The organism is Streptomyces sp. S186 (assembly GCF_051603415.1).
GTDB lineage: Bacteria > Actinomycetota > Actinomycetes > Streptomycetales > Streptomycetaceae > Streptomyces.
Map to the genome: position 1 here is coordinate 7,210,044 of NZ_CP193932.1, position 23,586 is coordinate 7,233,629.

Sequence of the window (23,586 nt, forward strand, 5' to 3'; positions counted from 1 at the left end):
CCCGGGTGCGTGGGGCCGTGGGCACGTGGGTGGTTGGGCACGTGGGTCCCGTGGGCACGTGGGTGCCTGAGCGCCTGGGCGCCTCGTGAGTACGTGGGTACGTCGGTACCGGGGTGCTTCTTCGATGGGGCGTCGCGGTGTCGGGGCGTCAGGTCGTCGGGGCTCACGGCGGTGTGGAGCGGGTGCGGCTCGCCGTTGTCGCAGCACCCCGCCCGTCCCGCCCCGGCCGCCGGGCCAGCAACAGGGCCGCCAGCACCGCGGCCGCGGTGGCCAGCGCCGGCCCGGTGCGGATGCCGTCCGCGGTTGCCAGCGCGGTGGCCGCGGCCGGCCCGAGCGCGAAGCCGGCGCTCCGGGCGAGTTGCACGGTCGAGCCGGCGGTGGCCATCCGCTCCGGCCCCGCCGCCTCCAGCGCCATCAACTGAGCCGGCCCGCCGTACAGCCCCATGCCGAGCCCCGCCACCGCCAGGCGCCAGCCGACCTGGAGCGGCGTCCAGGCGCCGGCCGTGGCGAGCAGGCCGAAACCGACGGCGACCAGCGCCGCGCCGGCCACCGCCACCGGCCGGGGCCCGTAACGATCGGCGAGGCGGCCGCCCACCGGGCCCGCCACCGCCATGGCCGCCGGGAAACCGAGCAGCGCCAGACCGGTCGCCGACGCCGAGACGCCCGCCGTGCGCTGCAGATCCACCGCCAGCAGGAAGTGCACCGCCGCGAACGCCGCGGCAAGGGCGAGGACCGCACTGTGGATCCCGCCCGTACGGGCCGACCGCAGCGTGACACGCACCCGCCGCCCGTCCGTCCCCCGTGCCCACACCATGCCCGCCGCCAGCGCGAGCACGCCCAGCGCCGGGGCCGTCCAGCCCGCGGCCGTCGACGTCAGCCCGAGCAGCAGGGCCGCGACGGCGACGCCGGCCGGCACGGCGGCCCGCCACTCGGCCCGGCCCGGCGCGGCCGGCCGCCCACCCGGCGCCAACCCGCGCCGGGCCAGCCACCAGGCGAGTGCACACAGCGGCAGCTTCACCAGCAGCACGGCCCGCCAGCCCCAGTGGTCCAGCAGCACCCCGCCCAGCGCCGGCCCGGTGACCGCGCCGAGCGGCCCGAGCGTGGCCGGTACGCTCATCGCCCGGCCGCGCAGCTCGGGCCGTACGGCGCGGAGCGCCAGCAGCGGCATCAGGACGAACAGCACCGCGCCGCAGGCCCCTTGGAGCAGCCGCGCCACGATCAGCACCGTCACGACCGGCGCGCCGGCCGCCGCCGCGCCGCACAGTCCGAAGCCGGCCAGCGCGCCCAGCACCACCGGGCGCAGCGGGGCCCGGTCGAGCCAGCGTCCGGCGGGCAACAGCAGGGCGACGACGGGGAGTTGGTAGGCCAGTACCGCCCACTGGGCGACGGACACCGGGACGGCGAAGCCGGTCGCGATGCCGGGCACCGCCACCGTCACCACGCTCATGTCGAACATGGCCAGGAACGCGCAGATCCCGGCGACGGCCACCAGCCCCCACCGCTCCCGCTGTCCCTCCGCCAGGTCCCGTGGCATCGGCCCGTCCTCTCCTCGATCCACCGCACACGTCCGGCACGGCGGCGTCTGAAAGGTCGGGCGGCGACCGGCCCGGGTTCCCGCCGAAGTGGGGGAAATTTCCGGGCGGAGGGGGCGCGACGCCGCGAAGTGGACCGGGGCGAAACCCAGTTAGTCGGGCTGGAAGCGCGCCGGGTTCCGCCGGGCGGACGGGACGAACCTCACGCGCCGATCGGCTGCCGATCGGCCGTTCACCCCCGTTCCCACCTGCCACGATGACGCGATGACCACCCCCGCCCGCTCCGCACCCCCACCCGACGCGTCCCCGACCGGCTCCGCCCGGCGCCCCCGGACCCCCGCGCCGCTCAGCCGGTTCCGCCGACTGCTCCCGGCCCGCCCGGTCCTCGGCTTCGTCGCGCTGCTGACGCTGCTGTTCGCCCTCGCCTACGCGGTGGGCGGCGCCGTCGGACCGGTCGCCCCCGACCTCCGTCCCGACCGCCGCCCCGGGAGCACCGAGCCGCCCGGCGGCGGCGATTCCGGTGGGATGCCGGGCATGTCCGGCATGGCGGGCATGAGCGCACTGGGTGCCTCGGCCGCACCTCTCCTCCGGGTGTCGGGAGCCGGACGATGACCCACCACCGACAGCAGTCCGAACCCCAGCCCCAGCCCCAGTCCGACGACCTCCAGCCCCCACCGCAGCCCCGGCCGGAGCCCGAACGCCTCACCACCCTCGCCATCGGCGGCATGACCTGCGCCGCCTGCGTGGGCCGGGTGGAGCGGAAGCTCGGCCGGCTGGACGGCGTCACCGCCTCGGTGAACCTCGCCACCGAGCGGGCCCGGATCAGCCACCCCGCATCGCTCGGCGTCGACGTCCTCATCGCCACCGTCGAGGCCGCCGGCTTCACCGCGTCCGCACCGCCGCAGGACGCCCCCCGGCAGCCCGCCGCCGGGAGGCCCGACGACGCGACCGTCGGCAATGCTCCGGACCACGCCACCGAAGCACCGGACGACGCCCCCGATGCCACCGATTCAGCCGAATCCGCCGAGCTCCGCCGGCTGCTCCTGACCGCCCTGCTCGCCCTCCCCGTGCTGGCCCTGTCGATGGTGCCCGGCTGGCAGTTCCGCAACTGGCAGTGGCTCTGCTTCGTGCTCGCCGCGCCCGTCGCCGTGTGGGGCGCGGCCCCCTTCCACGCCCGTGCGCTGCGCGGCCTGAGGCACGGCGCGGCGACCATGGACACCCTGGTGTCCCTCGGCGTCGCCGCGTCGTTCGGCTGGTCCGTCTACGCGCTGTTCCTCGGCGGCGCCGGCACGGCCGGGATGACGATGCCGTTCAGCCTGCTGCCCACGGCCGACGACGGCACCGCCCACCTCTATCTCGAAGCCGCGGTCGGCGTGCCGCTGTTCGTGCTGGCCGGCCGGCGGATGGAGGCCCGGGCCCGGCGCGGCACCGGCGCCGCGCTCCGTTCCCTGGCCGAACTCGCCGCCAAGGAGGTGTCGGTGCGCCGCCCGGACGGCAGCGAACGCCGCCTCCCCGTCGCCCTGTTGCAGGTCGGCGACCACTTCCTGGTCCGGCCCGGCGAACGGGTCGCCACCGACGGCACCGTCGTCACCGGCAGCTCGGCCCTGGACCTCTCCCTGATCAGCGGCGAGAGCCATCCCGTCGAGGTCGGCCCGGACTCGCCGGTCGTCGGCGGTGCGGTCAACTCCGGCGGGCTGCTGGAGGTCCGGGCCGACGCGGTGGGCGCCGACACCCAACTCGCCCGGATCACCCGGCTCGTCGAGGACGCCCAGACCGGCAAGACCCGGGCCCAGCGGCTCGCGGACGCGGTCGCCGCGGTCTTCGTCCCCGCCGTGCTGACCATCGCCGTCACCGTGCTGGGCTTCTGGCTCGGCGCCGGCGCCGCCCCCCAGGCCGCGGTCACCGCCGCGGTCGCCGTGCTCGTCGTCGCCTGCCCGTGCGCCCTGGGCCTGGCGACCCCGACCGCGCTGCTGGCCGCCACCGGCCGCGGTGCCCAGCTCGGAATCCTGGTCAGCGGCCCGCGGGCGCTGGAACGCCTGCGCCGCATCGACACCGTCGTCCTCGACAAGACCGGCACGCTTACGACGGGACGGATGACCGTCAGCGCCTTCACTCCCCGCGCGGACGGCCCGGACCCGGACGAGGTGCTGCGGCTCGCCGCCACAGTGGAGCAGGGCTCCGAACACCCCGTGGCCCGCACCGTCCTCGCCTACGCCCGCGACCACGGGTCCGGCGCGCCGCTCGAAACGGCCGCCGCGGTCCGCGACTTCACCGCCACCCCGGGCTTCGGCGTCCGCGGCGTGGTGGACGGGCGCACGGTCACCGTCGTCCGCCCGCCCGACGACCCCGCCGGGCTGCCCGCTCCCCTGCCGGACGCGGTCCGCGCCGCCGAAGCCGCCGGTCGCACCGCGGTGCTGGTCACCGTCGACGGCGATCCGGCGGCCGTCCTCGACCTCGGCGACACCCTCCGTCCCGACGCCTACCGCGCCGTCGACCACCTGCGCCGCCTGGGCCTGCGCCCGGTGCTGGCCACAGGGGACCGCACCGCCACCGCCCGGGCGGTCGCCGCGCAGCTGGCCATCACCGAGGTCCACGCCCAGGCCCGGCCGCACGACAAGGCCGCGCTGGTCACGACGCTGCGCGAGCAGGGCGCCCGGGTCGCGGTGGTCGGCGACGGGGTCAACGACGCGGCGGCGCTGGCCCTCGCCGACCTCGGCATCGCCATGGGCGGCGGCACCGACGCGGCGATCGGCGCGGCCGACGTCACGCTCGTCCGCGCCGACCTCCAGGCCATCCCCGACGCCGTCCGCCTCGCCCGCCGCACGCTCGGCACCATCCGCGGCAACCTCCTCTGGGCGTTCGGCTACAACCTCGTCACCGTGCCGCTCGCCGCCGTCGGACTGCTCAACCCGATGCTCGCCGCGGCCGCGATGTCCGTCAGCTCCCTGCTCGTCGTCGGCAACAGCCTGCGGCTCCGTGCCTGGCGACCCCCCACCGCCACCCGCGCACCCCACCGCCCGGGAGGCCGGGCACACGGCCGCACCACCCCACACGACGCCACCTCGCACGACGACGCCTCACACGGCGCCAAGTCACCCCACAGCCAAGGCACTCGGGAATCCGCATGAACCGCTCACGCCTCGCCGCCGGCGCCGTGCCGCTGCTCACCTGCCTGGCCACCCTCGGCACCCTCACCGCCTGGACCGCCACCGGCAACGCGGGCACCCCCGCCCGGCTGACCGCCACCGAGGGCCGGGTGCTGATACCCGCCGGGAACGACGCCACCGCGGCCTTCTTCACCATCCGCAACTCCGGTACCACGCACGACGTCCTCACCGCCGTCACCGGTCCGCCGGGTCACCGTGCCATGCTCAGCCGCGACATCGCCGTCGGCCGCAACGCCCACTCCATGGCCATGGTCGCCGGCGCCACCGTCCCGGCCGGCGGTGCGCTCACCATGACGCCGACCACGCTCGACATCATGGTCAGCCCACCGCCCCGGCTGGCCCCCGGCGACCGCCTGACCTTCACCCTGCACTTCCGCGACAGCCCACCGCTCACCGTGACGGCCCGGGCGGTACGGCCCGGCGAGCAGTAGACGACGGGCGGCAGGGCCGGCGGGCGGCAGGCGACGAGCACGCTCGTCGTCCCGTCGTCCCGTCGTCCCGCTGTTCCGACGCCACGGGGGCTCATGAGCCGGCCACCGCCCGCCCATGAGCCCCCGTCGGCCCACCGTACCGGCCGGTCAGGCCACCGCGGTGGCGAGCCGGCGCGGCCGCCGGTCGCCCGGCACCGGTATGCGCTGCGGTAGGCCACGCGGGGCCGCGGCCCGTAGTGTCCGCTCACCGTCGGACGGCACCGCGGCGCCGTCCCCGGCTTCCCCTTCGGCCCTGGCGCCGGCCTCCGCCTCGGCCAGCAGCGCGATCAGCGTCTCCCGGGCCCGGGCCACCCGCGAACGCACCGTCCCCACCGGGCAGCCCATCACCCCGGCCGCCGCCGCGTACGGCAACCCCAGCAGCTGCGTCAGCACGAACGCCTCCCGCCGCTGCGGCGTCAGCGCCGCCAGCAACTCGGCCAGCGCGACGCCCTCCTCGAAGCCCGGCACCCCGCGCGGCTGGACCCGCTCGGCGGCGGACTGCCAGTCGTCGGTCGCCGACAGCCGGGGCCGTACCGCATGGGTGCGGATCCGGTCCGCCACCACCCGCCGGGCGATCGTCAGCAGCCAGGTCCGGGCCGACGACCGGCCCTCGAACCGCGGCAGCCCGCGCAGCGCCCGCACATAGGTGTCCTGCACCAGGTCGTCGGCCGCCTGGGCCTCCCCGCTGAGGTGCGTCACATACCGCCGCACATCGAGCTGGGTGGCCCGTACGAACTGCTCGACGGCCCGTTCGTCGCCGTCCCGGGCGGCCAGCGCCCAGCCGGTCACCGTCTCGTCGTCACGCACGCCGCGACCGCCCCTCGCCGGTACGGACCAATTCGGGGAGACTGGGCGCATGCTCTGCTCGCGCATCCGTACGGCACTCTCCGCCCGCCTCGACGGCGAGGCGCTGCCCCCGGGGCTGACCGCCCGCCGTCTCGACGACCATCTCGCGGGCTGTGGGGACTGCCGCCAGTGGGAGGCCCGGGCCCGGGCGCTGAGCACAGCGCTCGGCGGCGCCACCGGACACGAGGGGGAGGGAGCCCCCGCGCCCGCGGGCGGCGATCCGGCGTCGGTCGAGACGCTGCTCGCCCGCCTCCAGCCGGGACGACGGGCGGGCTGACGGACGGGCTGACCGGCCGGGCAGCGCCGCGCGCCCGACGAGGCTCTCCCGTTCATCGAGGCTTTCCCGTATATGGGGAAGGGACGCGGGCGGCGGTGCCACCGGCATCCGGACAGGATTCGTCATCTGGAGTCCTTGGAGTCCTTCGCGTGATCCGGCCGGCGCGCGAGGACGCGGCCGACCGGTGACGTCGCGGCCGGCGGCGCGGGCACGGGGCCGCGGCCCGTGGTGCCCGTACGCCGTTTCCGGCCGGGGTGTTCGACCGTGCTGTCAGACGACAGCCGGCTCACACGGGGGACCCCGCAAGGACATCGCATGGGCCAGCAGCAACCGGCGCACCGCGCACCGCGGCTCCTGCCGGACGGGGCGCGGGACCGGGCGGGACGCCGGCAGCACCGCTCGCAGTACCAGCACCAGCGGCGCGAACAGCCAGGCGGACACGCTCCGCACGAGCCGGAACGCCGCCCGCTCCCCGCCCCACAACCACCACGCGCTGAGCAGCGCGACCAGCAGGTGCGCCGCGAGCATGCCGACGGCGCTCCCGTGCATGCCCGAGCCGGACATCCCCATATGGGACATATCCATCTGCGGCATGCCCAGGTGCGCCGGGCCGGAGTGCGGCAGCTCCGCCACACCGCCCATCGCGGCCGAGGGGTCCATCGACCCCATCGACCCGGCCCGCCCCATCGGCGTCAACGCCCGCGCCGCGTCGATCTCCTTGAGCGACAGCCCTTGGGCACCGCACAGCCAGGTACTCGCCCATGCGCGGGTGAGCGCGGCCCGGTCCCCGCCGGCGCCGACCATCGCCTGCCCCAGGGAGAACGCGCTGTGCAGGGCGACTTGCGTGCCGACGGTCAGCAGGCCCACGACCACGGGGCCGCGTTCGCGGGCGGCCAGGCACCAGGCACCGGCCGCGGTCGGCAGTCCGGCCGCGAGCAGCATCCAGCCGGGCACCGCGGCATCCGACATCACCGCGTGCCCCAGCGCAGCCAGGAGCACGCAGACCACCGCGAACACCGCGGCGCGCAGCCCCCTGAGAACGTGCCCCGCATCCATGACAGGCCCCATCGTCGCACCCCGCCCCCGCAGACGAACCAGGAGGGGCGGAAGTGGAGCACGTACGCAGCGAGTGGCGCAGCGCGCCAAACGGGCAACACGTGTCGCCCCCGGCGGGGCGCCGCCCACCTGCGCGCCGGTCAGGAGTGCCATCAGGAGTGTCAGAAGTCAGGAGTCAGGACTCCCCGGCCAGGCCCTCCCAGTGATCGGCCAGGGACGTCAGCAGCCGCATCACAGCGGCGCGCTGCGCGGCGTCGTACGGCGCCATCAACCGCTCGTCCAGCCGCCGCACCCGCTCCTGCGCGGCCCGCAGCGTCCGCTCGCCGTCCTCGGTCAGGAACAGCAGCTTGCGGCGGCCGTCCGTGGCGTCCGTGCGGCGGACTATCAACCCCCGGCTCTCCAGCCGCCGCGCCACATCCGCCATCGTGGAGGTGTCCAACGCCACCGCCGACGCCATCGACCGCTGGTCCCGCCCCGGCGTCGTGTCCACCGCGGTCAGCACCGCGAACTGCGGCCCGGTCAGCGTCGGATCGACCGCACGCACCCACACGGCCAGATACGCCTGATACAGCCGCCGCACCTGATAGCCGGGCGCGGCCGTCAGAGCGGGCGGGACCGCTGCCGGGACTTCGGTGGTGCGGGGTGCCACGGGTGAACCGGGCGCAGAGGAAGTGGTCTCGTCAGCCATGGGGCAACTCAATCACGGGGCACCACCCCGCCCCTCGCGGACCGTTCGACATCCTCCCCCCTGCATCCCCCGCATCCCCTCCGCATCAGACGACGCAGCATCAGGCGACGCAGCGCCGGCCGTTACGCAGCGCCGGCCGTCGGGACGCGGCGCCGGCCGGTGGCGCACCAGCCGGCGCCATGCGAAGCGGGGCGCGGCTCCCGGCCACGCCCCGCCGGGCCCCTGATCCCTACGGCCCTGCCCCCTACGGCCGGGGCCCGATCACCTGCCCGGTCGCGTCCCGCACCGTGATGGCCATCGCCGGACACAACTCGGCCGCGTCCACCGCCCGTTCGTCCTCCGGGATCTCCTCCCGCACCGGCCGGGCGTGCGGCCCGTCCAGTACGAACAGGTCCGGCGCGATCGCCGGACAGGAACCCGAGGCGATGCACAGCCCCGGGTCGATCTCCACCTTCCACGTCACCGCGCTCACCACCCCACCGGCAGGACCCGCGGACCGCGCACCAGCATCTGGGTCTTCCACTCCACGTCCCCGGCGAGGTGCAGGCCCGGGAAGCGGGTCAGCAACGCCAGCAGCGCCTCCTGGAGCTCCAGCCGGGCCAGTGGCGCGCCCAGGCAGTGGTGCACGCCGTGCCCGAAGCCCAGGTGCTGGTTGCCGGTCCGCCGGATGTCCAGCTTCCCCGGTGCGTCGAACCGCAGCGCGTCGCGGTTGGCCGCGCCCACCGCGACCAGCACGGGCTCGCCGGCCCGCACCAGCGTGCCCCCGACCTCGATGTCCTCGGTGGCGTACCGCGCCTGGCCGGCACCGCTCCCCAGGGGGACGAACCGCAGTAACTCCTCCACGGCGCCCCCGATCAGCCCGGGCTGCTCCCGCAACAGGGCCAGCTGCTCCGGGTGGTCCAGCAGCGCCAGCACGAAGTTGGGGATCTGGGTGGCGGTGGTCTCGTGGCCGGCGACCAGGATGCCCACGCACAGGTCGACCAGTTCCAGCTCCGTCAGCCGGTCGGCGTCGACGTCCCGCGCATCGATCAGCGCGGTCATCAGGTCGTCCTGCGGCTCCTGCCGGTGCTGGTCGATCAACTTGCCCATGTACGCGCGGAGTTCCTCGCGATTGGCCTCGAACTCCTCGGCGGTCAGGGAACTCGTCGACAGTGCGGCGTCGCTCCACACCCGGAACTGCGGCCGGTCCTCCGTCGGCACCCCGAGCAGCCGGCAGATGACGGCCACCGGAATGGGCAGCGCGTACCGGTCGACGAGGTCCGCCGGCGGCCCGGCCGCCTCCAGTTCGTTGAGAAGTTCCCTTGTCAGTTCTTTGACTTGCGGCCGGAGCTTCTCGACCTGACGGACCGTGAACGCCTTGGCGACCAGGGTGCGCAACCGGGTGTGGTCCGGTGGGTCCATGCTCAGGATGCCGCTGTTGCGGGTCCCCTCGGACTGCCGAGGTTCGTCGTGCCGGGCGCTCTCGGCCCGGCTGAACCGCTGGTCGCCCAGGACGAACCGGGCCTCGGCGTACCGCGTGACGAGCCAGGCCGGCTCACCGTACGTCAACTGGACCTTGAGCAGCCCCGGGTGGTCGCGTACCCGGTCGTACTCCGCCGCAAGATCAAGGCTCTCAGCGATATTGAAGGGGTAGGAGAGGGGTGCTGTGTCGGCTGTGGTCACGGTGACCTCCCTTGTGTAAGCACCTGCTTACAACGGTAGGACGCGTACACGGGGCGGTCAACGGCGGATTGCCGCCGTCGTCATGGCCGGCCGCGGCGGGCCACTGTGGTCATCCGACGGACCGACGGAAAGGGGAAGAGCCATGCGAGAGGCAACGGAGGAGGTCAGGGCGCGGCCGGCGGAGGAGACCCCGCACGGCGGCCCTCCCGGCGAACACCGCCGGGACGCCCAGGGAACCCGGCGGCTGCTGCTGGACGCCGCCTCGGAACTCTTCGCCGAACGCGGCTACGAACGCGCGACGGTACGCGACATCGCGGCCCGGGCCGGCGTGAACCAGGCCCTGCTGTTCCGGTACTTCGGCTCGAAGAAGGCCCTGTTCGGCGAGGTGATGGCGCACGGCGGTCACGAGCAGCTGCGCACCACCCCCGCGGAGCGGCTCTTCGACGTCGCCCTGCGCGGCATGCTCGCCGAGGGCGGCGGCCCCGGCACCGACCGGTCGCTGGAGGTCTGCCTCCGCTCCATCGGCGGCAGCGACGAAATCGCCGAGGCGCTCCGGGGACTTGGCGACGAGTACGCCGAGGTGCTCGCCACCCTCTCGCGCGCCGACGACGGCGCGCTGCGCGGCGATCTCGCGCTGTCCTGGCTGCTGGGCATCGGCCTGATGCGGGTGGTGGTCGGCAAGGAGCCGCTGGCCAGCGCCGATCCGGACACCGTCTGCCGACTGGTGGGGGAGGCGCTGGGCGCCCTGCTGGAGGGCCTGCCGAAGGCCGGGTGACACCGTCCGGCCGATGCCGCACTCGGGTGCGGTGCGGCCCGTGCTGCGTTCCGGTGACCCTCCGGCGGGTCGCCGAGCGGGGTCGGATAGCAGCCCTATTGTCGCGCTTGCAGGAGAATGTTCCTTTTCTGCCCAGCTGAGTAAAGGTGGAACAATGCTTCGTTCGATTCCTCGCGGGCTCGCGATGGCCGGTCTCGCCGCGGCTGCCCTGGTCGTCCCGGCCGCGGGCGCCGCGACCGCGGCCCCCAGTGGCGCGCAGGCCACGCTGTGCCCCTCCCACAGCCAGTGCCACGCCAAGCACGGCCGCCACCACGGCCACGGCGGCAGCCACGCAGGCCGACACGGGCAAAGCCGTTACGACGACGGCTACGGGCGCAGCGGCGAGCGCCGCCGGTACGACGACGACTACGGCCGCCGGGACGAAGGCTACGGTCGCCGCGATGACGACGAGGGTCGCCGCGACGACGACTACGGCCGGCGCGACGACGAGGGCCACCGCCGTGACGACGGGGGCAAGCGCCGCGACGACTCGGGCCGGCGGGACGACGACAGTGGCGGCGGCCGCCACGACGAGGAGTCGGCCCGCCTCGCCGACGGCCTGGGCCGGCACGGCCTCCTCGGACTGGACTTCCTCGGTCTCCTCTAGCCACCGCGTTCCGCCGCGTCGCCACCTCCATGGGCCCGGGTCCGGTACCCGGGCCCACCGGTGTGCGGAGGGCCCGGACGCCCGGGACCGGGCGGCACGGTCACGGGTGGCCGATCGGCCGCAACCCGCCGTGCACCGGCGTCAGTTCGGTCGCGTACCGCGCGGGCGGCACCGGAACGGTCCGGCCGGGGGGCACCGGAACGGTCCGGCGCGGCGGCAGCACGTCCGGCGCCCGGTGCGGCCGCAGCGCGGTGAGCGCGTTCTCGGTCTCCTCCATCAGTGCCCGGTAGGACACCAGCCGCTGCCACTCCGGGTCGGCGACGCCGGGCACCGTCGCGGAGCGCTCCGCCCAGATCTGCACCAGCCCCGCGTACACGGGGGTCTGTCGGACGACTTCGGGGTGGATCCGCGGCGGCGCGGGGGCGACGACCTCCGTGCCGGGGGAAGCGGGCTGGGCCCCCGGGGGGCAGGGGACGAAGGCGGTCCGGCCGTGGCCGGCGACGGTGACGGACGAGGGAGCACTCATGGCTGTTGAAACGATTCGCCCCGCCGATCGGTCACTGCGCATACCCCCGGTCGGCCCCGTGTACCCCGTCTCATAACATCCCAAAGCACTGCGCGCGATGCGGGGAATATCACCTCTTACAGTGATCTCTCGTTGAGAACCGGACCAACTCCGGCCAAAAAGCGTTGTCGGTGACATGGAACCGAGGGAGTTGTGGGAGCGCCACGCGGTACTCGCACAGGCGTTTTGCATCAGCGATGACGAGGTCCGCCGGACCCAAGGACTCCTCGACGAGGCCGAGGCCCGCCGCTCGCGGACCCTGGCCGCCTTCGCGGTGACCGTCGGCAGCGACGAGGTGGTCGCCGATCTGCTCGGCCTCGACGCCCGCGAGGTCCGTCTGGCCCGCCGTACGGTCGGCAAGGACGACGCCCGTGCGGTGGCCAAGAACCTGCTGGAGGAGTCCGAGCGGGAGCGCCGCGCCGCCCGCCGGGCCGAGCACCAGCCGGAGAAGGCCGAGCCACCCCGCCCCGCCTCGCCCGCGGCGGCCGCCGCGGCAGCCGCCGCCGCGGCCGCGATCGGCAACGGCTGGCCGCGGGCCACCACCGTCGGCAGCGTGACCTCCGTACCCGCAGGCCAGGCCGACACCCACAGCTGGATCCCGCCGCGTCCGACCGCGCCCGCCCCCACTCCCGCCCCCGCGCCCCCGCCCGCCCCCGCGCCTGCCCCGGCCGCCGCGCCCCCGCCGTTGCCCGTCACCGAACCGGCCTGGTCACCGGCGCTGGACGCGGTTCTGGTGCACAGCTACCACACCGGCGCCGACCTCACCGCGCTCGCCACCGAACTGGGCCTGGACGTGACCATCCTGGCCGCCCGCGCGCACCAGCTCTCCTCCGAGTCCCAGACCGCCCGCCCCGGGAACTCGGACCGCATCGGCCGCCACCGCCGGATGACCGACGTCCAGCCACCCGGCGCCACCGACACCGGCCACCTTCCCCGCACCGACGCGGCCCCACCGCCCCCGCCCCCGTACGATCCGCAGGCCGCCTGGGCGGCGGCCGCCCACTCCGCCCAATGGGCGGCACCCCAGGACCCGTACGCCTCCTGGCAGCCACACGAACCCCACGCCTCCTGGCCGTCCCAGGAATCCCACAACCCCTGGGCCTCCCCACCACCCCAGGCGCCCCCCTGGGATCCCAGTGCCGTCACCGTCGCCCAGCACGACTGGGATGGCATCCTCAGCCAATGGGAGGCCGCCACCGCACCGCATATCTCAAGTCCCGGCCAGCAGTACCCCTGAGCGGGGCGCGCACACTAGTTCCCGCCGCCCGGTCATCGCCTAAAGTGTTCGGTGAGCCGTGACTGGCGCTTGGGTGGAGTACCACCAGGGAGCGGCTCGACCTCCTTGGTCAATGCCGTGCGCCTGGGCGATCCCGTACGACGTACGACGCCCAGGAGGCGCCATGACCACGACCACGTCCCCCACCGCCCGCCTCATGGACGGCGGCGCGCTCGCCCGCCGCATGGTCGAGGAGGCCGCCGCACGCGCCGCGGCGCTCACCGCGCGTACCGGCCAGGCCCCGTGCCTGGCGACCGTCCTCGTAGGCGACGACCCCGCCTCCGTCACCTACGTCCGGATGAAGCGCAACCGCTGCGCCAAGGCCGGCATCCAGTCCCGGCACATCGCCCTCCCCGCCGACACCACCACCGGTCAACTCGTCGACACCATCGGGCAGTTGTCGCAGGACTCCGGGGTGCACGGCATCCTGCTCCAGCACCCGGTCGGCCCGCACATCGACGAGCGCGCCGCCTTCGAGGCCATCGCCCCCGAGAAGGACGTCGACGGCGTCACCGCGCACTCCTTCGCCGCGACGAGCCTCGGGATGGACGGCTTCGTGTCCTGCACCCCCGGCGGCATCATGCGCCTCCTGGACCACTACGACGTCGATCTCACCGGCAGGCACGCGGTGGTCGTCGGGCGCAGCGCGATCCTCGGCAAGCCCGTCGGCATGCTGCTGCTCGGCCGCAATGCCACCGTCACCTACTGCCACTCCCGCACCGCCGACCTCACCGCGCACATCAGGGCGGCCGACGTCCTGATCGCCGCCGTCGGCCGTCCCCGCTTCCTGCACGGCGACCAGCTCAAGCCCGGCGCCGTCGTCATCGACGCCGGTTACAACGCCGGCAATGTCGGCGATGTGGACTTCGACTCCGCGGCCACGGTCGCGAGCCTGATCACCCCCGTGCCCGGCGGCGTCGGCCCGATGACCATCGCCACCCTCCTCACCCAGACCGTCGACGCGGCGAGCCGCCAACTGGGCGGGTGGCCGCGGACGGCGGTCTGACGCCCCGTCGTGCCAGGTCCGTCCTGTCCGTCCCGTCCACCCGTCACGTCACCGTGACCGTGACCTTCCACGGGACGACCACGTGCGGGCAGTAGGAGCCGGCGGTGGCGTGGCACCGCCGCTGTGCGGTGACGGTGGTGGTGCCCCGCCGGGCGGCCGCGGCGAAGCGCCCGGTGGTGCCGCCCGCCGGCGTCGCGCGGGCCGCCGTCCGCCGGAGCAGCGCGGGGTCGCCGGAGACCGGAGGGCTCCAGGTGAAGGTCGTCCCGCGGCCGCGCTCGCCGGTGAGCCGGACCTCGATCACGTCCCCGGTGTGCACGGTGAGCCGGCGGCCGTCGTCCCGGTTGGCGAGCAGGACACCATGGGCCGACGGGCCCCGGCCCGGGCCGTGCGCGGTCGAGCCGGGCCCGGTCGGTGTGGCGGCGGAGGCCACCCCCGTGCTCAGCCCCGCACCTACGGCACACACCACGGCCAGACGCCTCATTGTCTTCATGGCACTCCAAATCCCCTTAGGTGATGGCGAGTTCGCCGCCGTTCCGTCCGGACATGGTCCGGTCGTCCGGGCGGCGGCGCCGTCATGGTCCCAGCAGGGGTGGGGCGGCGGTATCAGCAGAAAGGGTGAAGGAAAGGCGGAAGGGGAGGGTGGACGAGGCGGGGGAGGGGAGGGGGCGGTGTGACGGGCGTGGGGGGTGTGGGCGCAGGTCACGGGGCGATCGGTAGCATTCCCTGCCGCTGTCAACATGCCGGCTCATGTTCATGCCACACGGGGGGTTCGCTCTTACATGTTCGGAATCGTCAGGCCCTGCGCCCATCGGCTGACGCAAGGGCTCAAGACGGAGTGGATGGCCCATCTGTGCGGCCTCTGCCTCGCGTTGCGCGCCGATCACGGCCAGTTCGCGCGGATCGTCACCAATTACGACGGACTCATCGTGTCCGTGCTGACCGATGCCCAGTCCGGCCGCGCCGAACTCCGTCGCCGCACCGCCGGCCCCTGCCCCTTGCGGGGCATGCGGACCGCCTCGGTCGCCCAGGGGGAGGGCGCGCGACTCGCGGCGTCGGTCTCGCTCGTCCTCGCCTCGGCGAAGATCCGCGACCATGTCGCCGACGGGAACGGGATGCTGCGCCGTCGGCCGATGGCCGCCGCGGCACGCCGGGTCGCCGCGGGCTGGGACCGGGCCGGTGCGCGCACCGGCGCCGCGCTCGGCTTCGACACCGCGGTCCTCGTCGACGCGGTGGACCGGCAGCTGGGCATCGAGCAGTTGGCCGGTCCCGGTACACCGCTGACGAGGATCACCGAACCGACCGAGACGGCCACCGCCGCGGCCTTCGCCCACACTGCGGTACTGGCCGGCCGGCCCGGCAACGCCGCGCCCCTGGCCGAGGCCGGCCGGCTCTTCGGCCGGCTGGCCCACCTCCTCGACGCCGTGGAGGACCGGACGGCGGACGCCGCCGAGGGCGCCTGGAACCCGATCACCGCCACCGGCGCCGGGCCGGCCGAGGCCCGCCGGCTGTGCGACGACGCACTGCACGGCATCCGCCTGGCGCTGCGCGATGTGGAGTTCACCGACTCCGCCCTGGTCCATGTGCTGCTGGTGCACGAACTGCGGCGCTCGGTGGATCGCGCCTTCGGTACGTCCTCCTGTTCCCACCAGGCCCATGGCGCGACTCCCGGCCCCTACGACCCGCAGAGCGGGAACCCGTACGCCGGCAGTCCCCACACCGGCAATCCCTACGCCAGCAATCCTTACGCCGACAACCCCTATGCCAGCAGCCCGTATGCCAACAGCCCGTACGCGGGCAATCCCTACGGGGGCGCGGTTCCGCCGGGTGGGGCCGGCGGTGGCCATGGGGGCGGAGACGGCGGGTCCGGTTGGTCCGGTGGGACGGGCGGCCCGGGTGGTTCGGGTGGCGGTGACGGGCGCTCGCCGCACTTCTCGCCGGAGCCGAAGAAGCCGCGTGGCTTCTGGGCGGGCTGTGCGGTCGCGATCGGGCTGTGCTGCACCTGCAAGGTCTGCTGCGCGTCGGAGTTCGAGGGGCCGTGGTCGCGCAAGATGCGCGAGGGCTGCTGCCACGCCTGCGATTGCTGTGACTGTTGCAACAGCGGCGACAGCTGTGGGTGCTGCTGCAATTGCAGCTGTGACTGCTGCGACAGCTGCGGTTGCTGCGACTGCTGAGCCGGTCGTCGGCGCCTCTTCCACCAGGCGCCGGACGGCACCCTCGCCGGGCCGGGGCCTACGCCGCGTCCCAGGTGACGGGGAGGCGCTGTACGCCGTGCATCGTCAGGTCCGCGCGCAGTGGCACCTCCTCCGGCGGTATGGCCAGGCGCAGCGTCGGGAAGCGGGTGAACAGGGCCGGGAAGGCCACCCGCATTTCGACGCGGGCCAGTTGCTGGCCCAGGCACTGGTGGATGCCGTGGCCGAAGGCCAGATGGCCGGTGGCCTTGCGCCGCAGGTCAAGGGTGTCGGGGTCGGGGAAGCGCGCCGGGTCGCGGTTGGCGGCCTGGATCGCGAGGGTGACCGTCTCCCCGGCCTTGATCAACTGGCCGTCCAGCTCGACGTCTTCGAGAGCCGTGCGCACCCCGGTGTGGGCGATGGTGAGGTAGCGCATCAGCTCTTCCACCGCCTGGTCGGCCAGAGCGGGGTCGGCGCGCAGGGCGGCGGCCTGGTCGGGATGGGTCAGCAGGGCGAAGGTGCCGAGCCCGAGCATGTTCGAGGTGGTGTCCAGCCCCGCGCCCAGCAGGAAGCTGCCGAGGCCGGCCAGTTCCTCGTCGGTGAGATCGGTGCCGGTCAGGTCGCTGAGCAGATCGTCGGTGGGCCGGGCGCGCTTGGCGCGCACCAGTTTTCCGACGTACTCCTGGAGCGCGGCCATGGCGGCGTACTGGTCCTCCAGCGTGCCCTGAGTGCTGCCGGCCTCCATGGCGTGTTGCTGGAAGAGCTCGCGTTCGGCGTAGGGGACGCCGAGGAGTTCACAGATCATCAGCGCGGGGAGGGGGTGCGCGTAGGCTTTCACCAGGTCGACCGGCGGGCCCTGGCGCTCCATGGCGTCGAGATGCTCGACGGTGATCTGCTCGACGCGCGAGGTCAGCTCGCGCATCCGGCGCACCGTGAACTTCCCCATGAGCAGCCGGCGGTAGCGGGTGTGGTGGGGCGGGTCGATGCCGGTCAGGTCGCCTACCGGGGCCGGCGGGAGGGTGATGTCCTCCGCGCCCGGGAACGGCGCGTGCATCAGCTCGTAGCGCGAACTGAAGCGGGAGTCGCCGGCCACCGCGCGGGACACGGCATACCCGGTGGCCAGCCAGCCGACGTGCCCGTCCGGGTAGCGCATCCGGCGGAGCGGCTGCTCCTCGCGCAGTGCCGCCAGCTCGGCGGGCGGATCGAAGGGGCACCCCTCGGGACGGGTGATCGGTAACGCGGTGAGCGGCTCCCGCTCGGGTTGCTGCGACATGGTCCAAGTCCTCCATTGCGTACCGCAGTTGACGATCGGCCGGAGCTTCGTGATGCCATCATGGCACATGTTTGGCGCTATGTGCGAGGGGGTGGCGCTTTCTGTGTGCCGTGATGGCGTCAAGTGTGGCGTGACGTCGCTGCGGGGGTGCCCGGGAGGCGGCGTGGACGAGGTGATCGGCTCTGCGAGGGGGCGGGCGGCCGCCGTCGGGTGAACGGTGTCCCTCCGGGGCCGCCCGCCGCGGCTATCCCTCCGGGTAGAACACGAACAGCGTGCAGCCCGTCGTCGTCTGCGGGACGTGCCAGGATCCGGCGGGTGCGTGGATGAACGAGCCGGCCGGGTAATCGCGTTCCCCGTCGTTGAAGACTCCGGAGACCACGAACACCTCCTCGGGGCCCGGCTCGTGGACGTCGATGCCCTCCCAGCACGTCTCCGGATCCATCTCCAGGACCTGGGCCTTGGCGCCGCTCTCCCCGCTCCACAGCGGCCGCGCCCGGATGCCGGGGAACAGCTCGTGCGTCGGTGCGTCCGCGACGGCGGTCCATACGTAGCCGGTCGGTTCGTTGCCTGTGTTCACTTTCGTTGCCATACGGACAGCATCGCGGAACGGTGCCGGCCGGCCGAGTGTCAGGAATGACATCCTGAGGTACTTTTCTGCCATGCCTGTCACCGGTCACCGTGTCGTCGCACTCGTCCGCCCGCCGCAGTCGACCTTCGAACTGAGCTGTGCGGCCGAGGTGTTCGGGATCGAGCGCAGCGGGGTCCCGGTCCGGTACACCTTCGAGGTCTGCACGGAGCACCCCGGCCCGGTGGCCACGCTCGCCGGATACGACATGCTCGTACCGGACGGGCTGGCTGCGCTCGACCGGGCGGACACCGTCGTCCTGCCCGGGTGGCTGCCTCCCGGGGAACCGCCGTCGCCCGCCGTCGTCCGCGCGCTGCGCCGGGCGCACGACCGCGGCGCGCGGCTGGTCAGCATCTGCTCCGGTTCCTTCGCGCTGGCGCACGCCGGGCTGCTGGACGGGCGACGGGCGACCACCCACTGGGCGCGCGCCGGCCAACTGGCCGAGACGTTCCCGGCCGTCGAGGTGGACCCGGACGTGCTGTACGTGGACCACGGCGACGTCGCCACCAGCGCCGGCTCCGGGGCCGGCATCGACCTCTGTCTGCACCTCGTCCGCGCCGACCACGGGGCCGGCTACGCCGCGCAGGTCGCCCGGAGCATGGTCATGCCGCCGCATCGCGAGGGCGGCCAGCTCCAGTTCACCGCCCCACCGCGCCCCGTTCAGATGGACGGCTCGCTGGCGCCCCTCCTGGAGTGGATGACCGCCCGGCTCGACGAACCCCTCACGGTCGAGGAACTGGCCGCGCACGAGGGCGTGTCGGCCCGTACACTCGCCCGCCGGTTCGCCGACCAACTGGGCGCCAGCCCCGGGCAGTGGCTGCTGGCTCAGCGCATCACCGCGTCCCGGGAGCTCCTGGAGTCCACCGATCTCCCCCTGGACGCCATCGCCCGCCGTGTCGGCCTCTCCTCGGCCACCAACCTCCGCAGACGCTTCCTCCGCGCCCTGGGGACGACTCCGGGGGCCTATCGGCGGGCGTTCCGCGCGGAGGTCGCCTGACCCGCGACGGGTGTGACGGATGTACGGCCTTCAGGCGCGTGGCCTTCAGGCCCGTGCCCGGCCGGGCGTCCGGCTTCAGTGCGCGCGGCCCGCTTCGGTATGGGCGAGCACCATCCGGAACCGGGCCTTCCCGGCGAGCATCTTCCCGTACGCCTCGTTGGCGTGCTCCAGCGGCATGGTTTCGATCATCGGGCGGATGCCCTGGAGGACACAGAACTCCATGGTGTCCTGGATGTCCTGCGCGGTGCCGGACGGATGGCCGCGGACGACCCGGCCGCGCATCAGGAGCTGGGTGGGGTGGAGCCCCAGCGGTTCGGCGTCCGCCCCGACGACCACCAGCTCGCCGCGGTGCGCCAGGCCGTCCACGGTCGCGGTGATGGCCGCGGAGTTGGCGGCGGTGGCCAGGACCACCTGGGCGCCGCCGAGCGACTGCAGCGCGTCCGCGACGGGCGTGCCGGCGGTGCTGTCGATGTAGTGGTGCGCGCCGAGCTGCTTGGCGAAGTCCGCCTTGTCGGCGCCGCGGGCGATCGCGACCGTCTCGAAGCCCATCGCGGTGGCGAACCGCACACCCAGGTGCCCCAGGCCGCCGAGACCCAGGACGGCGACCAGGTCGCCCGGGCGGGCCGAGCTGCGCCGCAGCCCGTTGTAGGTGGTGACGCCGGCGCAGGCCATCGGGCCCGCGTCGGCCGCGGACAGACCGTCGGGGATCCGCGCCAGCGCGTCGGCCGGCGCGATCACCTGCTCGCCGAACCCTCCGTCGTACGCCCAGCCGGGCACCTTCAGCCGCTCGCACACGATGTAGTCGCCCTGCCGGCAGGCCGTGCAGTGATGGCAGCTGCCGCCGAACCAGCCCACCGTGACCCGGTCTCCGGCCTTCCAGCGGCTGCCCGTGCCCTCGCCGACCTCCTCGATACGTCCGGCGATCTCATGCCCGGGGACCAGGGGAAAGCGGAGGTCCGGCAACGCACCGTTGACGAACATGGCGTCGCTGTGACAGATCCCGCAGGCGTCCACGCCGATCCGGACCTGTCCCGGACCCGGCCGCGGCACCTCCCGCTCGACGATCTCGAAGGGTGCGCCGACGGCACCCGCCTGCGCGACTCGGTAGCTGCTCATCTGGATCTCTCCCGTGTGCGTTCTCCCGCGTCCGTGTGCGTTCTTCCGCGTGCGGTTCGGCTCTGTCACCTGCCGGTTCTGCCCCGTACGGCCACCTGCCGGCTCTGCCCCGTACGGCTGCAACGGCCTCCTGCCACCAGCACACCAGCTCCGGGCCGGTCCCGCGCGTCGAGCGGGACGGCGGCGGGGCGCGGGCGGGACCGCCGTACCCCCGTGGCGCATACCGCCGCCCCCGTCCGGTCGCAACCGTTAACCTGACCGCCGCGCGTGGACCGGCCCGGCCGGGCGGCAGCGACGACCGGACCCGTCCGCCGCACGGTCCGCCACGTACCCGGGAGGGACAGCTCATGCCACTCAAGCGCCCGCACCAGCACCGCGACACCAGCCGCAACCTCTGCGTCAACCCGGTCTTCAGCCGGCAGCCCGTCCACGTCCCCCGGTACGAGCTGCCGGACGACGGCATGGACCCCGACACCGCCTACCAGATCGTCCACGACGAACTCATGCTGGACGGCAACGCCCGGCTCAACCTCGCCACCTTCGTCAGCACCTGGGCCGAACCGCAGGCCCAGCGGCTGATGGCCGAGTGCGCCGAGAAGAACATGATCGACAAGGACGAGTACCCGCAGACCGCCGAGATCGAGGCGCGCTGTGTGCACATGCTCGCCGACCTGTGGCACGCCCCTGACTCCCATACGGCGGTGGGCTGTTCGACCACCGGCTCCAGCGAGGCGGCGATGCTCGCCGGGCTGGCGCTCAAGCGGCGCTGGCAGCACCGCCGGCGCGCCGAGGGGAAGTCCACCGACCGCCCGAACATGGTCATGGGCATCAACGTCCAGATCTGCTGGGAGAAGTTCGCCAACTACTTCGAGGTCGAGCCGCGCTATGTGCCCATGGAGGGTGACCGCTTCATCCTCTCCCCGGAGGAGGCCGTCGAACTCTGCGACGAGAACACCATCGGCGTCGTCGCCGTCCTCGGCTCCACCTTCGACGGCGCCTACGAGCCGGTTGCCGAGATCTCCGCGGCCCTCGACGACCTCCAGGAGCGCACCGGCATCGATGTCCCACTCCACGTCGACGGCGCCTCCGGCGCGATGATCGCGCCCTTCCTCGACCCCGAACTGGTCTGGGACTTCCGGCTTCCGCGGGTCGCCTCCATCAACACCTCCGGCCACAAGTACGGCCTGGTGATGCCCGGCGTCGGCTGGGCCCTGTGGCGGGACGCCGACGCGCTCCCCGAGGACCTGGTCTTCCACGTCAACTACCTCGGCGGTGACATGCCGACCTTCGCGCTGAACTTCTCCCGGCCCGGCGCCCAGGTCATCGCCCAGTACTACAACTTCCTCCGCCTGGGCTTCGAGGGCTACCGCGCCGTCCAGCAGACCAGCCGGGACGTCGCCACCCGCATCTCCGCCGAGATCGCCGCGATGGGCCCGTTCACCCTGCTCACCGACGGCAGCCAACTCCCGGTCTTCGCCTTCCGGATCAGCGACGACGTCACCAACTTCACCGTCTTCGACGTCTCCGCCGCGCTGCGTGAACGAGGCTGGCAGGTACCCGCCTACACCTTCCCCGCCAACCGCACCGACCTGGCGGCGCTGCGGGTCGTCGTCCGCAACGGTTTCGGCCACGACCTCGGCGACCTGTTCCTGGAGGACCTGCGCCGCGTCCTCCCGCGGCTCCAGGCCCAGCAGCGTCCGCACCGCGACGCGGCCGACGCCGGGGGCTTCGCCCACGGCGCGGAGACCAAGCAGGCCGACCGCCCGGCGATCCCGGCGCAGACGGTCCGCGACTGACTGCGGCTGATGGCCACTGACCGTGGCCGGTCCCGCCTGGTCTCCACAAATCGGCGCGACGGGGTCACGCTGGTGGTGAGGGGGTACGCCCCGGCCGGGACCGGCCACAGTGGCGGAGGGAGCTGACGGCCATGGCGACGCTCTCCGAGGAATACCGGCCGGTACGGGTCGAGGCGGAGCTGGACGAGCCGCTGTCCCGCTGGCTCTGGATGGTGAAGTGGCTGCTCCTCGTCCCGCACCAGATCCTGCTGACGCCCCTGGTCATCGCGTTCCTGCTCGGCACCGCGCTGGCCTTCCCGGTGATCTTCTTCACCGGCCGCTACCCCCGGCCGCTGTTCCGCCTCACCACCGGCGTCCTGCGCTGGCTCTGGCGGGTGGCCTTCTACTCCTACGGGGCACTGGCCACCGACCGTTACCCGCCTTTCACTCTCGGTCTTGTGCCCGACTACCCGGCCCGCCTGTACATCGACCGCCCCGAGCACCTGCCCCGCGGCCCCGGCCTGCTGCTCTCCCGGCTGCGTGCCCTTCCGCAGTGGGTGGGGCTGGTGCTCGTCGGCCTGCTGTTCCGGCTCCTGTGGTGGATCGGCGGGCTGTCGGCGGTGCTGGCGCTGGCCATCCTGGTGGTGCTGGTCGTCAGCTCGCCGGCCGCGGTGCTGCTGTGGACGGGGCGCTACCCCCGGCACCAGTTCACCGAGTGGGTCGCCTTCGACCGCTGGGCCGTGCAGGTCCTGGCCTACACCTTCTTCCTCACCGATGCCTGCCCGCCGCTGCGGCCCGAGGCCGCCGGCCGCCGTGCCGGCCGCCTGCGTGCCCGGCTCCGCCACGTCCTGGGCCACCGGCCGCCCCGCGGCCCCACCCCGGCGGTCAGCGCCCGCTGAGCCGCCCGGACACACACGGGTCCTCGTTGCGGTAGCCGAGGCGGGTGTAGAGCCGGTCGGCGGGGACGTTGTCGGCGAGCTGCCACAGCGTGCAGAAGCCGTGGCGGCGGACGGCGTACCGGGTCAGCCACGAGGTCAGGGCCGCTCCGAGACCCTGGCCGCGCTGGTCCGCGTCGGTGGCGACCGACGCCATCAGCGGGGCGCCGCTGTCCCGCAGGCTGCTCAGCGCGCCGCAGGCCACCAGCTCCCCGTCCGCGCCGCGGATCCCGACCCACAGGCTGACGTCCGCGGAGCCGGGCCCCGTCGAATGGGCCGGGCTGTGCTCGTTGAGGAAGGCCAGCAGCTCGTCGTGGTGCGTCTCGTCCAGCGCGACCACCCGCTCCTCCGCCGGATGGACCGGCGGCTCGGCCACCGTCCACCGGAAGATCCACGCGATCGGGTCGAGCACCGCCAGATGCCGGCCGAGCAGTGCCTCGGTGCCCCGCGGGCCGGTGAACTCCCGTACGGTGTCAGGCAGTTGATGCGCAGCACGCAGGACGAGACCGGCCGCGGCGGTCGGCTCGCCGACGCTCCAGACATGGCCGCGCGGCTCGTCGAGCCAGGCCACCGCGCCGTCGCCGGACCAGCTGATCCGGCCGGCCGGGCGCGGTCGCGCGGCGCCGAAACGCAGCAGCGCCGAGCCGCTCTGCAGCTCCAGGCCCTGGGTGAACAGGTCCGTGGTCCGGGGGAGAAGAGTCGTCGCCTGCATCGCTCTCTGGGGGAAGGAA

The 23,586-nt window shown here is 74.0% G+C and carries 24 protein-coding genes and 1 riboswitch; of the genes, 12 read left to right on the plus strand and 12 right to left on the minus strand.

Features of this window, described 5'->3' with window-relative positions; all coding sequences use genetic code 11:
- Nucleotides 1-163 precede the first annotated feature (163 nt).
- Entirely contained in the window at nucleotides 164-1,534 is a 1,371-nt protein-coding gene (locus ACRAS8_RS31130; protein ID WP_438489312.1) for an MFS transporter, read from the minus strand.
- A 262-nt stretch (nucleotides 1,535-1,796) separates the two neighbouring features.
- Between ACRAS8_RS31130 and ACRAS8_RS31135 the strand changes: the two genes are divergently transcribed.
- The 3 genes from ACRAS8_RS31135 (at nucleotide 1,797) to ACRAS8_RS31145 (ending at nucleotide 5,130) form a co-directional block, all read left to right on the plus strand.
- Complete coding sequence (locus tag ACRAS8_RS31135; protein WP_438489313.1) at nucleotides 1,797-2,144, plus strand: hypothetical protein; 348 nt, start codon at nucleotides 1,797-1,799, stop codon at nucleotides 2,142-2,144.
- 113 nt (nucleotides 2,145-2,257) lie between these two features.
- The gene (locus ACRAS8_RS31140) at nucleotides 2,258-4,660 is read left to right on the plus strand and encodes a heavy metal translocating P-type ATPase (protein WP_438490650.1); all 2,403 of its coding nucleotides are present in this window, start codon (nucleotides 2,258-2,260) and stop codon (nucleotides 4,658-4,660) included.
- Entirely contained in the window at nucleotides 4,657-5,130 is a 474-nt protein-coding gene (locus ACRAS8_RS31145) for a copper chaperone PCu(A)C (protein ID WP_438489314.1), read from the plus strand. Before ACRAS8_RS31140 ends, ACRAS8_RS31145 begins: the two co-directional genes overlap by 4 nt.
- Before the next feature lie 147 nt (nucleotides 5,131-5,277).
- Here the strand turns inward: ACRAS8_RS31145 and ACRAS8_RS31150 are convergent, their stop codons facing one another.
- Complete coding sequence (locus ACRAS8_RS31150; protein WP_438489315.1) at nucleotides 5,278-5,976, minus strand: sigma-70 family RNA polymerase sigma factor; 699 nt, start codon at nucleotides 5,974-5,976, stop codon at nucleotides 5,278-5,280.
- A gap of 49 nt (nucleotides 5,977-6,025) precedes the next feature.
- Here ACRAS8_RS31150 and ACRAS8_RS31155 point away from each other — a divergent pair, with 49 nt between their 5' ends.
- Complete coding sequence (locus ACRAS8_RS31155; protein ID WP_438489316.1) at nucleotides 6,026-6,292, plus strand: zf-HC2 domain-containing protein; 267 nt, start codon at nucleotides 6,026-6,028, stop codon at nucleotides 6,290-6,292.
- Nucleotides 6,293-6,562: 270 nt separating this feature from the next.
- Here the strand turns inward: ACRAS8_RS31155 and ACRAS8_RS31160 are convergent, their stop codons facing one another.
- The 4 genes from ACRAS8_RS31160 to ACRAS8_RS31175 form a co-directional block, all read right to left on the minus strand.
- Nucleotides 6,563-7,348: a PE-PGRS family protein gene (locus ACRAS8_RS31160; RefSeq protein WP_438489317.1), complete on the minus strand. Its 786-nt coding sequence runs from the start codon at nucleotides 7,346-7,348 to the stop codon at nucleotides 6,563-6,565.
- Nucleotides 7,349-7,523: 175 nt separating this feature from the next.
- Nucleotides 7,524-8,036: a MarR family winged helix-turn-helix transcriptional regulator gene (locus ACRAS8_RS31165; RefSeq protein WP_438489318.1), complete on the minus strand. Its 513-nt coding sequence runs from the start codon at nucleotides 8,034-8,036 to the stop codon at nucleotides 7,524-7,526.
- A 244-nt stretch (nucleotides 8,037-8,280) separates the two neighbouring features.
- Nucleotides 8,281-8,499, minus strand: coding sequence for a ferredoxin (locus ACRAS8_RS31170; protein ID WP_438489319.1), 219 nt, complete (start codon nucleotides 8,497-8,499; stop codon nucleotides 8,281-8,283).
- A gap of 5 nt (nucleotides 8,500-8,504) precedes the next feature.
- The gene (locus ACRAS8_RS31175; protein ID WP_438489320.1) at nucleotides 8,505-9,698 is read right to left on the minus strand and encodes a cytochrome P450; all 1,194 of its coding nucleotides are present in this window, start codon (nucleotides 9,696-9,698) and stop codon (nucleotides 8,505-8,507) included.
- A 142-nt stretch (nucleotides 9,699-9,840) separates the two neighbouring features.
- Here ACRAS8_RS31175 and ACRAS8_RS31180 point away from each other — a divergent pair, with 142 nt between their 5' ends.
- Together ACRAS8_RS31180 and ACRAS8_RS31185 are read left to right on the plus strand one after the other, a co-directional pair.
- Complete coding sequence (locus ACRAS8_RS31180) at nucleotides 9,841-10,473, plus strand: TetR family transcriptional regulator (RefSeq protein ID WP_438489321.1); 633 nt, start codon at nucleotides 9,841-9,843, stop codon at nucleotides 10,471-10,473.
- A 154-nt stretch (nucleotides 10,474-10,627) separates the two neighbouring features.
- Entirely contained in the window at nucleotides 10,628-11,119 is a 492-nt protein-coding gene (locus ACRAS8_RS31185; protein WP_438489322.1) for a hypothetical protein, read from the plus strand.
- Nucleotides 11,120-11,219: 100 nt separating this feature from the next.
- On the opposite strand, the gene ACRAS8_RS31190 is transcribed toward ACRAS8_RS31185, so the two are convergent.
- Nucleotides 11,220-11,645 (minus strand): hypothetical protein, encoded by a 426-nt coding sequence (locus ACRAS8_RS31190; protein WP_438489323.1) that lies wholly within the window; start codon nucleotides 11,643-11,645, stop codon nucleotides 11,220-11,222.
- Nucleotides 11,646-11,820: 175 nt separating this feature from the next.
- Between ACRAS8_RS31190 and ACRAS8_RS31195 the strand changes: the two genes are divergently transcribed.
- Entirely contained in the window at nucleotides 11,821-12,921 is a 1,101-nt protein-coding gene (locus tag ACRAS8_RS31195) for a hypothetical protein (RefSeq protein WP_438489324.1), read from the plus strand.
- A 48-nt stretch (nucleotides 12,922-12,969) separates the two neighbouring features.
- Nucleotides 12,970-13,057: riboswitch (ZMP/ZTP riboswitch) on the plus strand.
- A 27-nt stretch (nucleotides 13,058-13,084) separates the two neighbouring features.
- On the plus strand, nucleotides 13,085-13,966 hold the full coding sequence (locus tag ACRAS8_RS31200; RefSeq protein WP_438489325.1) for a bifunctional 5,10-methylenetetrahydrofolate dehydrogenase/5,10-methenyltetrahydrofolate cyclohydrolase: 882 nt from the start codon (nucleotides 13,085-13,087) through the stop codon (nucleotides 13,964-13,966).
- Between the two features lie 43 nt (nucleotides 13,967-14,009).
- Here ACRAS8_RS31200 and ACRAS8_RS31205 read toward each other — a convergent pair whose 3' ends face one another.
- A complete protein-coding gene (locus tag ACRAS8_RS31205) occupies nucleotides 14,010-14,456 on the minus strand; it encodes a hypothetical protein (RefSeq protein ID WP_438489326.1) in 447 nt (148 codons plus the stop codon).
- 289 nt (nucleotides 14,457-14,745) lie between these two features.
- Between ACRAS8_RS31205 and ACRAS8_RS31210 the strand changes: the two genes are divergently transcribed.
- Nucleotides 14,746-16,137 (plus strand): DUF5685 family protein, encoded by a 1,392-nt coding sequence (locus ACRAS8_RS31210; protein WP_438489327.1) that lies wholly within the window; start codon nucleotides 14,746-14,748, stop codon nucleotides 16,135-16,137.
- A 58-nt stretch (nucleotides 16,138-16,195) separates the two neighbouring features.
- Here ACRAS8_RS31210 and ACRAS8_RS31215 read toward each other — a convergent pair whose 3' ends face one another.
- A complete protein-coding gene (locus ACRAS8_RS31215; protein WP_438489328.1) occupies nucleotides 16,196-17,407 on the minus strand; it encodes a cytochrome P450 in 1,212 nt (403 codons plus the stop codon).
- A 244-nt stretch (nucleotides 17,408-17,651) separates the two neighbouring features.
- Nucleotides 17,652-17,996 carry a cupin domain-containing protein gene (locus ACRAS8_RS31220; protein WP_438489329.1) on the minus strand — a complete coding sequence of 115 codons (345 nt, stop codon included), beginning with the start codon at nucleotides 17,994-17,996 and terminating at the stop codon, nucleotides 17,652-17,654.
- A gap of 70 nt (nucleotides 17,997-18,066) precedes the next feature.
- Between ACRAS8_RS31220 and ACRAS8_RS31225 the strand changes: the two genes are divergently transcribed.
- A complete protein-coding gene (locus ACRAS8_RS31225; RefSeq protein WP_438489330.1) occupies nucleotides 18,067-19,029 on the plus strand; it encodes a GlxA family transcriptional regulator in 963 nt (320 codons plus the stop codon).
- Between the two features lie 75 nt (nucleotides 19,030-19,104).
- Here ACRAS8_RS31225 and ACRAS8_RS31230 read toward each other — a convergent pair whose 3' ends face one another.
- On the minus strand, nucleotides 19,105-20,145 hold the full coding sequence (locus ACRAS8_RS31230) for an alcohol dehydrogenase (protein ID WP_438489331.1): 1,041 nt from the start codon (nucleotides 20,143-20,145) through the stop codon (nucleotides 19,105-19,107).
- A 347-nt stretch (nucleotides 20,146-20,492) separates the two neighbouring features.
- Between ACRAS8_RS31230 and ACRAS8_RS31235 the strand changes: the two genes are divergently transcribed.
- The gene (locus ACRAS8_RS31235) at nucleotides 20,493-21,941 is read left to right on the plus strand and encodes a glutamate decarboxylase (protein ID WP_438489332.1); all 1,449 of its coding nucleotides are present in this window, start codon (nucleotides 20,493-20,495) and stop codon (nucleotides 21,939-21,941) included.
- A 131-nt stretch (nucleotides 21,942-22,072) separates the two neighbouring features.
- On the plus strand, nucleotides 22,073-22,819 hold the full coding sequence (locus tag ACRAS8_RS31240) for a DUF4389 domain-containing protein (RefSeq protein WP_438489333.1): 747 nt from the start codon (nucleotides 22,073-22,075) through the stop codon (nucleotides 22,817-22,819).
- Here ACRAS8_RS31240 and ACRAS8_RS31245 read toward each other — a convergent pair.
- The gene (locus ACRAS8_RS31245; RefSeq protein WP_438489334.1) at nucleotides 22,806-23,567 is read right to left on the minus strand and encodes a GNAT family N-acetyltransferase; all 762 of its coding nucleotides are present in this window, start codon (nucleotides 23,565-23,567) and stop codon (nucleotides 22,806-22,808) included. The genes ACRAS8_RS31240 and ACRAS8_RS31245 overlap by 14 nt on opposite strands.
- Between the last annotated feature and the right edge of the window lie 19 nt (nucleotides 23,568-23,586).

Coding starts and splice junctions, on each gene's coding strand:
- ACRAS8_RS31130 (WP_438489312.1), bottom strand. CDS start 1,534: ATGCCACGGGACCTGGCGGAGGGACAGCGGGAGCGGTGGGGGCTGGTG.
- ACRAS8_RS31135 (WP_438489313.1), top strand. CDS start 1,797: ATGACCACCCCCGCCCGCTCCGCACCCCCACCCGACGCGTCCCCGACC.
- ACRAS8_RS31140 (WP_438490650.1), top strand. CDS start 2,258: ATGACCTGCGCCGCCTGCGTGGGCCGGGTGGAGCGGAAGCTCGGCCGG.
- ACRAS8_RS31145 (WP_438489314.1), top strand. CDS start 4,657: ATGAACCGCTCACGCCTCGCCGCCGGCGCCGTGCCGCTGCTCACCTGC.
- ACRAS8_RS31155 (WP_438489316.1), top strand. CDS start 6,026: ATGCTCTGCTCGCGCATCCGTACGGCACTCTCCGCCCGCCTCGACGGC.
- ACRAS8_RS31160 (WP_438489317.1), bottom strand. CDS start 7,348: ATGGATGCGGGGCACGTTCTCAGGGGGCTGCGCGCCGCGGTGTTCGCG.
- ACRAS8_RS31165 (WP_438489318.1), bottom strand. CDS start 8,036: ATGGCTGACGAGACCACTTCCTCTGCGCCCGGTTCACCCGTGGCACCC.
- ACRAS8_RS31180 (WP_438489321.1), top strand. CDS start 9,841: ATGCGAGAGGCAACGGAGGAGGTCAGGGCGCGGCCGGCGGAGGAGACC.
- ACRAS8_RS31185 (WP_438489322.1), top strand. CDS start 10,628: ATGCTTCGTTCGATTCCTCGCGGGCTCGCGATGGCCGGTCTCGCCGCG.
- ACRAS8_RS31190 (WP_438489323.1), bottom strand. CDS start 11,645: ATGAGTGCTCCCTCGTCCGTCACCGTCGCCGGCCACGGCCGGACCGCC.
- ACRAS8_RS31195 (WP_438489324.1), top strand. CDS start 11,821: ATGGAACCGAGGGAGTTGTGGGAGCGCCACGCGGTACTCGCACAGGCG.
- ACRAS8_RS31200 (WP_438489325.1), top strand. CDS start 13,085: ATGACCACGACCACGTCCCCCACCGCCCGCCTCATGGACGGCGGCGCG.
- ACRAS8_RS31205 (WP_438489326.1), bottom strand. CDS start 14,456: ATGAAGACAATGAGGCGTCTGGCCGTGGTGTGTGCCGTAGGTGCGGGG.
- ACRAS8_RS31210 (WP_438489327.1), top strand. CDS start 14,746: ATGTTCGGAATCGTCAGGCCCTGCGCCCATCGGCTGACGCAAGGGCTC.
- ACRAS8_RS31215 (WP_438489328.1), bottom strand. CDS start 17,407: ATGTCGCAGCAACCCGAGCGGGAGCCGCTCACCGCGTTACCGATCACC.
- ACRAS8_RS31220 (WP_438489329.1), bottom strand. CDS start 17,996: ATGGCAACGAAAGTGAACACAGGCAACGAACCGACCGGCTACGTATGG.
- ACRAS8_RS31225 (WP_438489330.1), top strand. CDS start 18,067: ATGCCTGTCACCGGTCACCGTGTCGTCGCACTCGTCCGCCCGCCGCAG.
- ACRAS8_RS31230 (WP_438489331.1), bottom strand. CDS start 20,145: ATGAGCAGCTACCGAGTCGCGCAGGCGGGTGCCGTCGGCGCACCCTTC.
- ACRAS8_RS31235 (WP_438489332.1), top strand. CDS start 20,493: ATGCCACTCAAGCGCCCGCACCAGCACCGCGACACCAGCCGCAACCTC.
- ACRAS8_RS31240 (WP_438489333.1), top strand. CDS start 22,073: ATGGCGACGCTCTCCGAGGAATACCGGCCGGTACGGGTCGAGGCGGAG.
- ACRAS8_RS31245 (WP_438489334.1), bottom strand. CDS start 23,567: ATGCAGGCGACGACTCTTCTCCCCCGGACCACGGACCTGTTCACCCAG.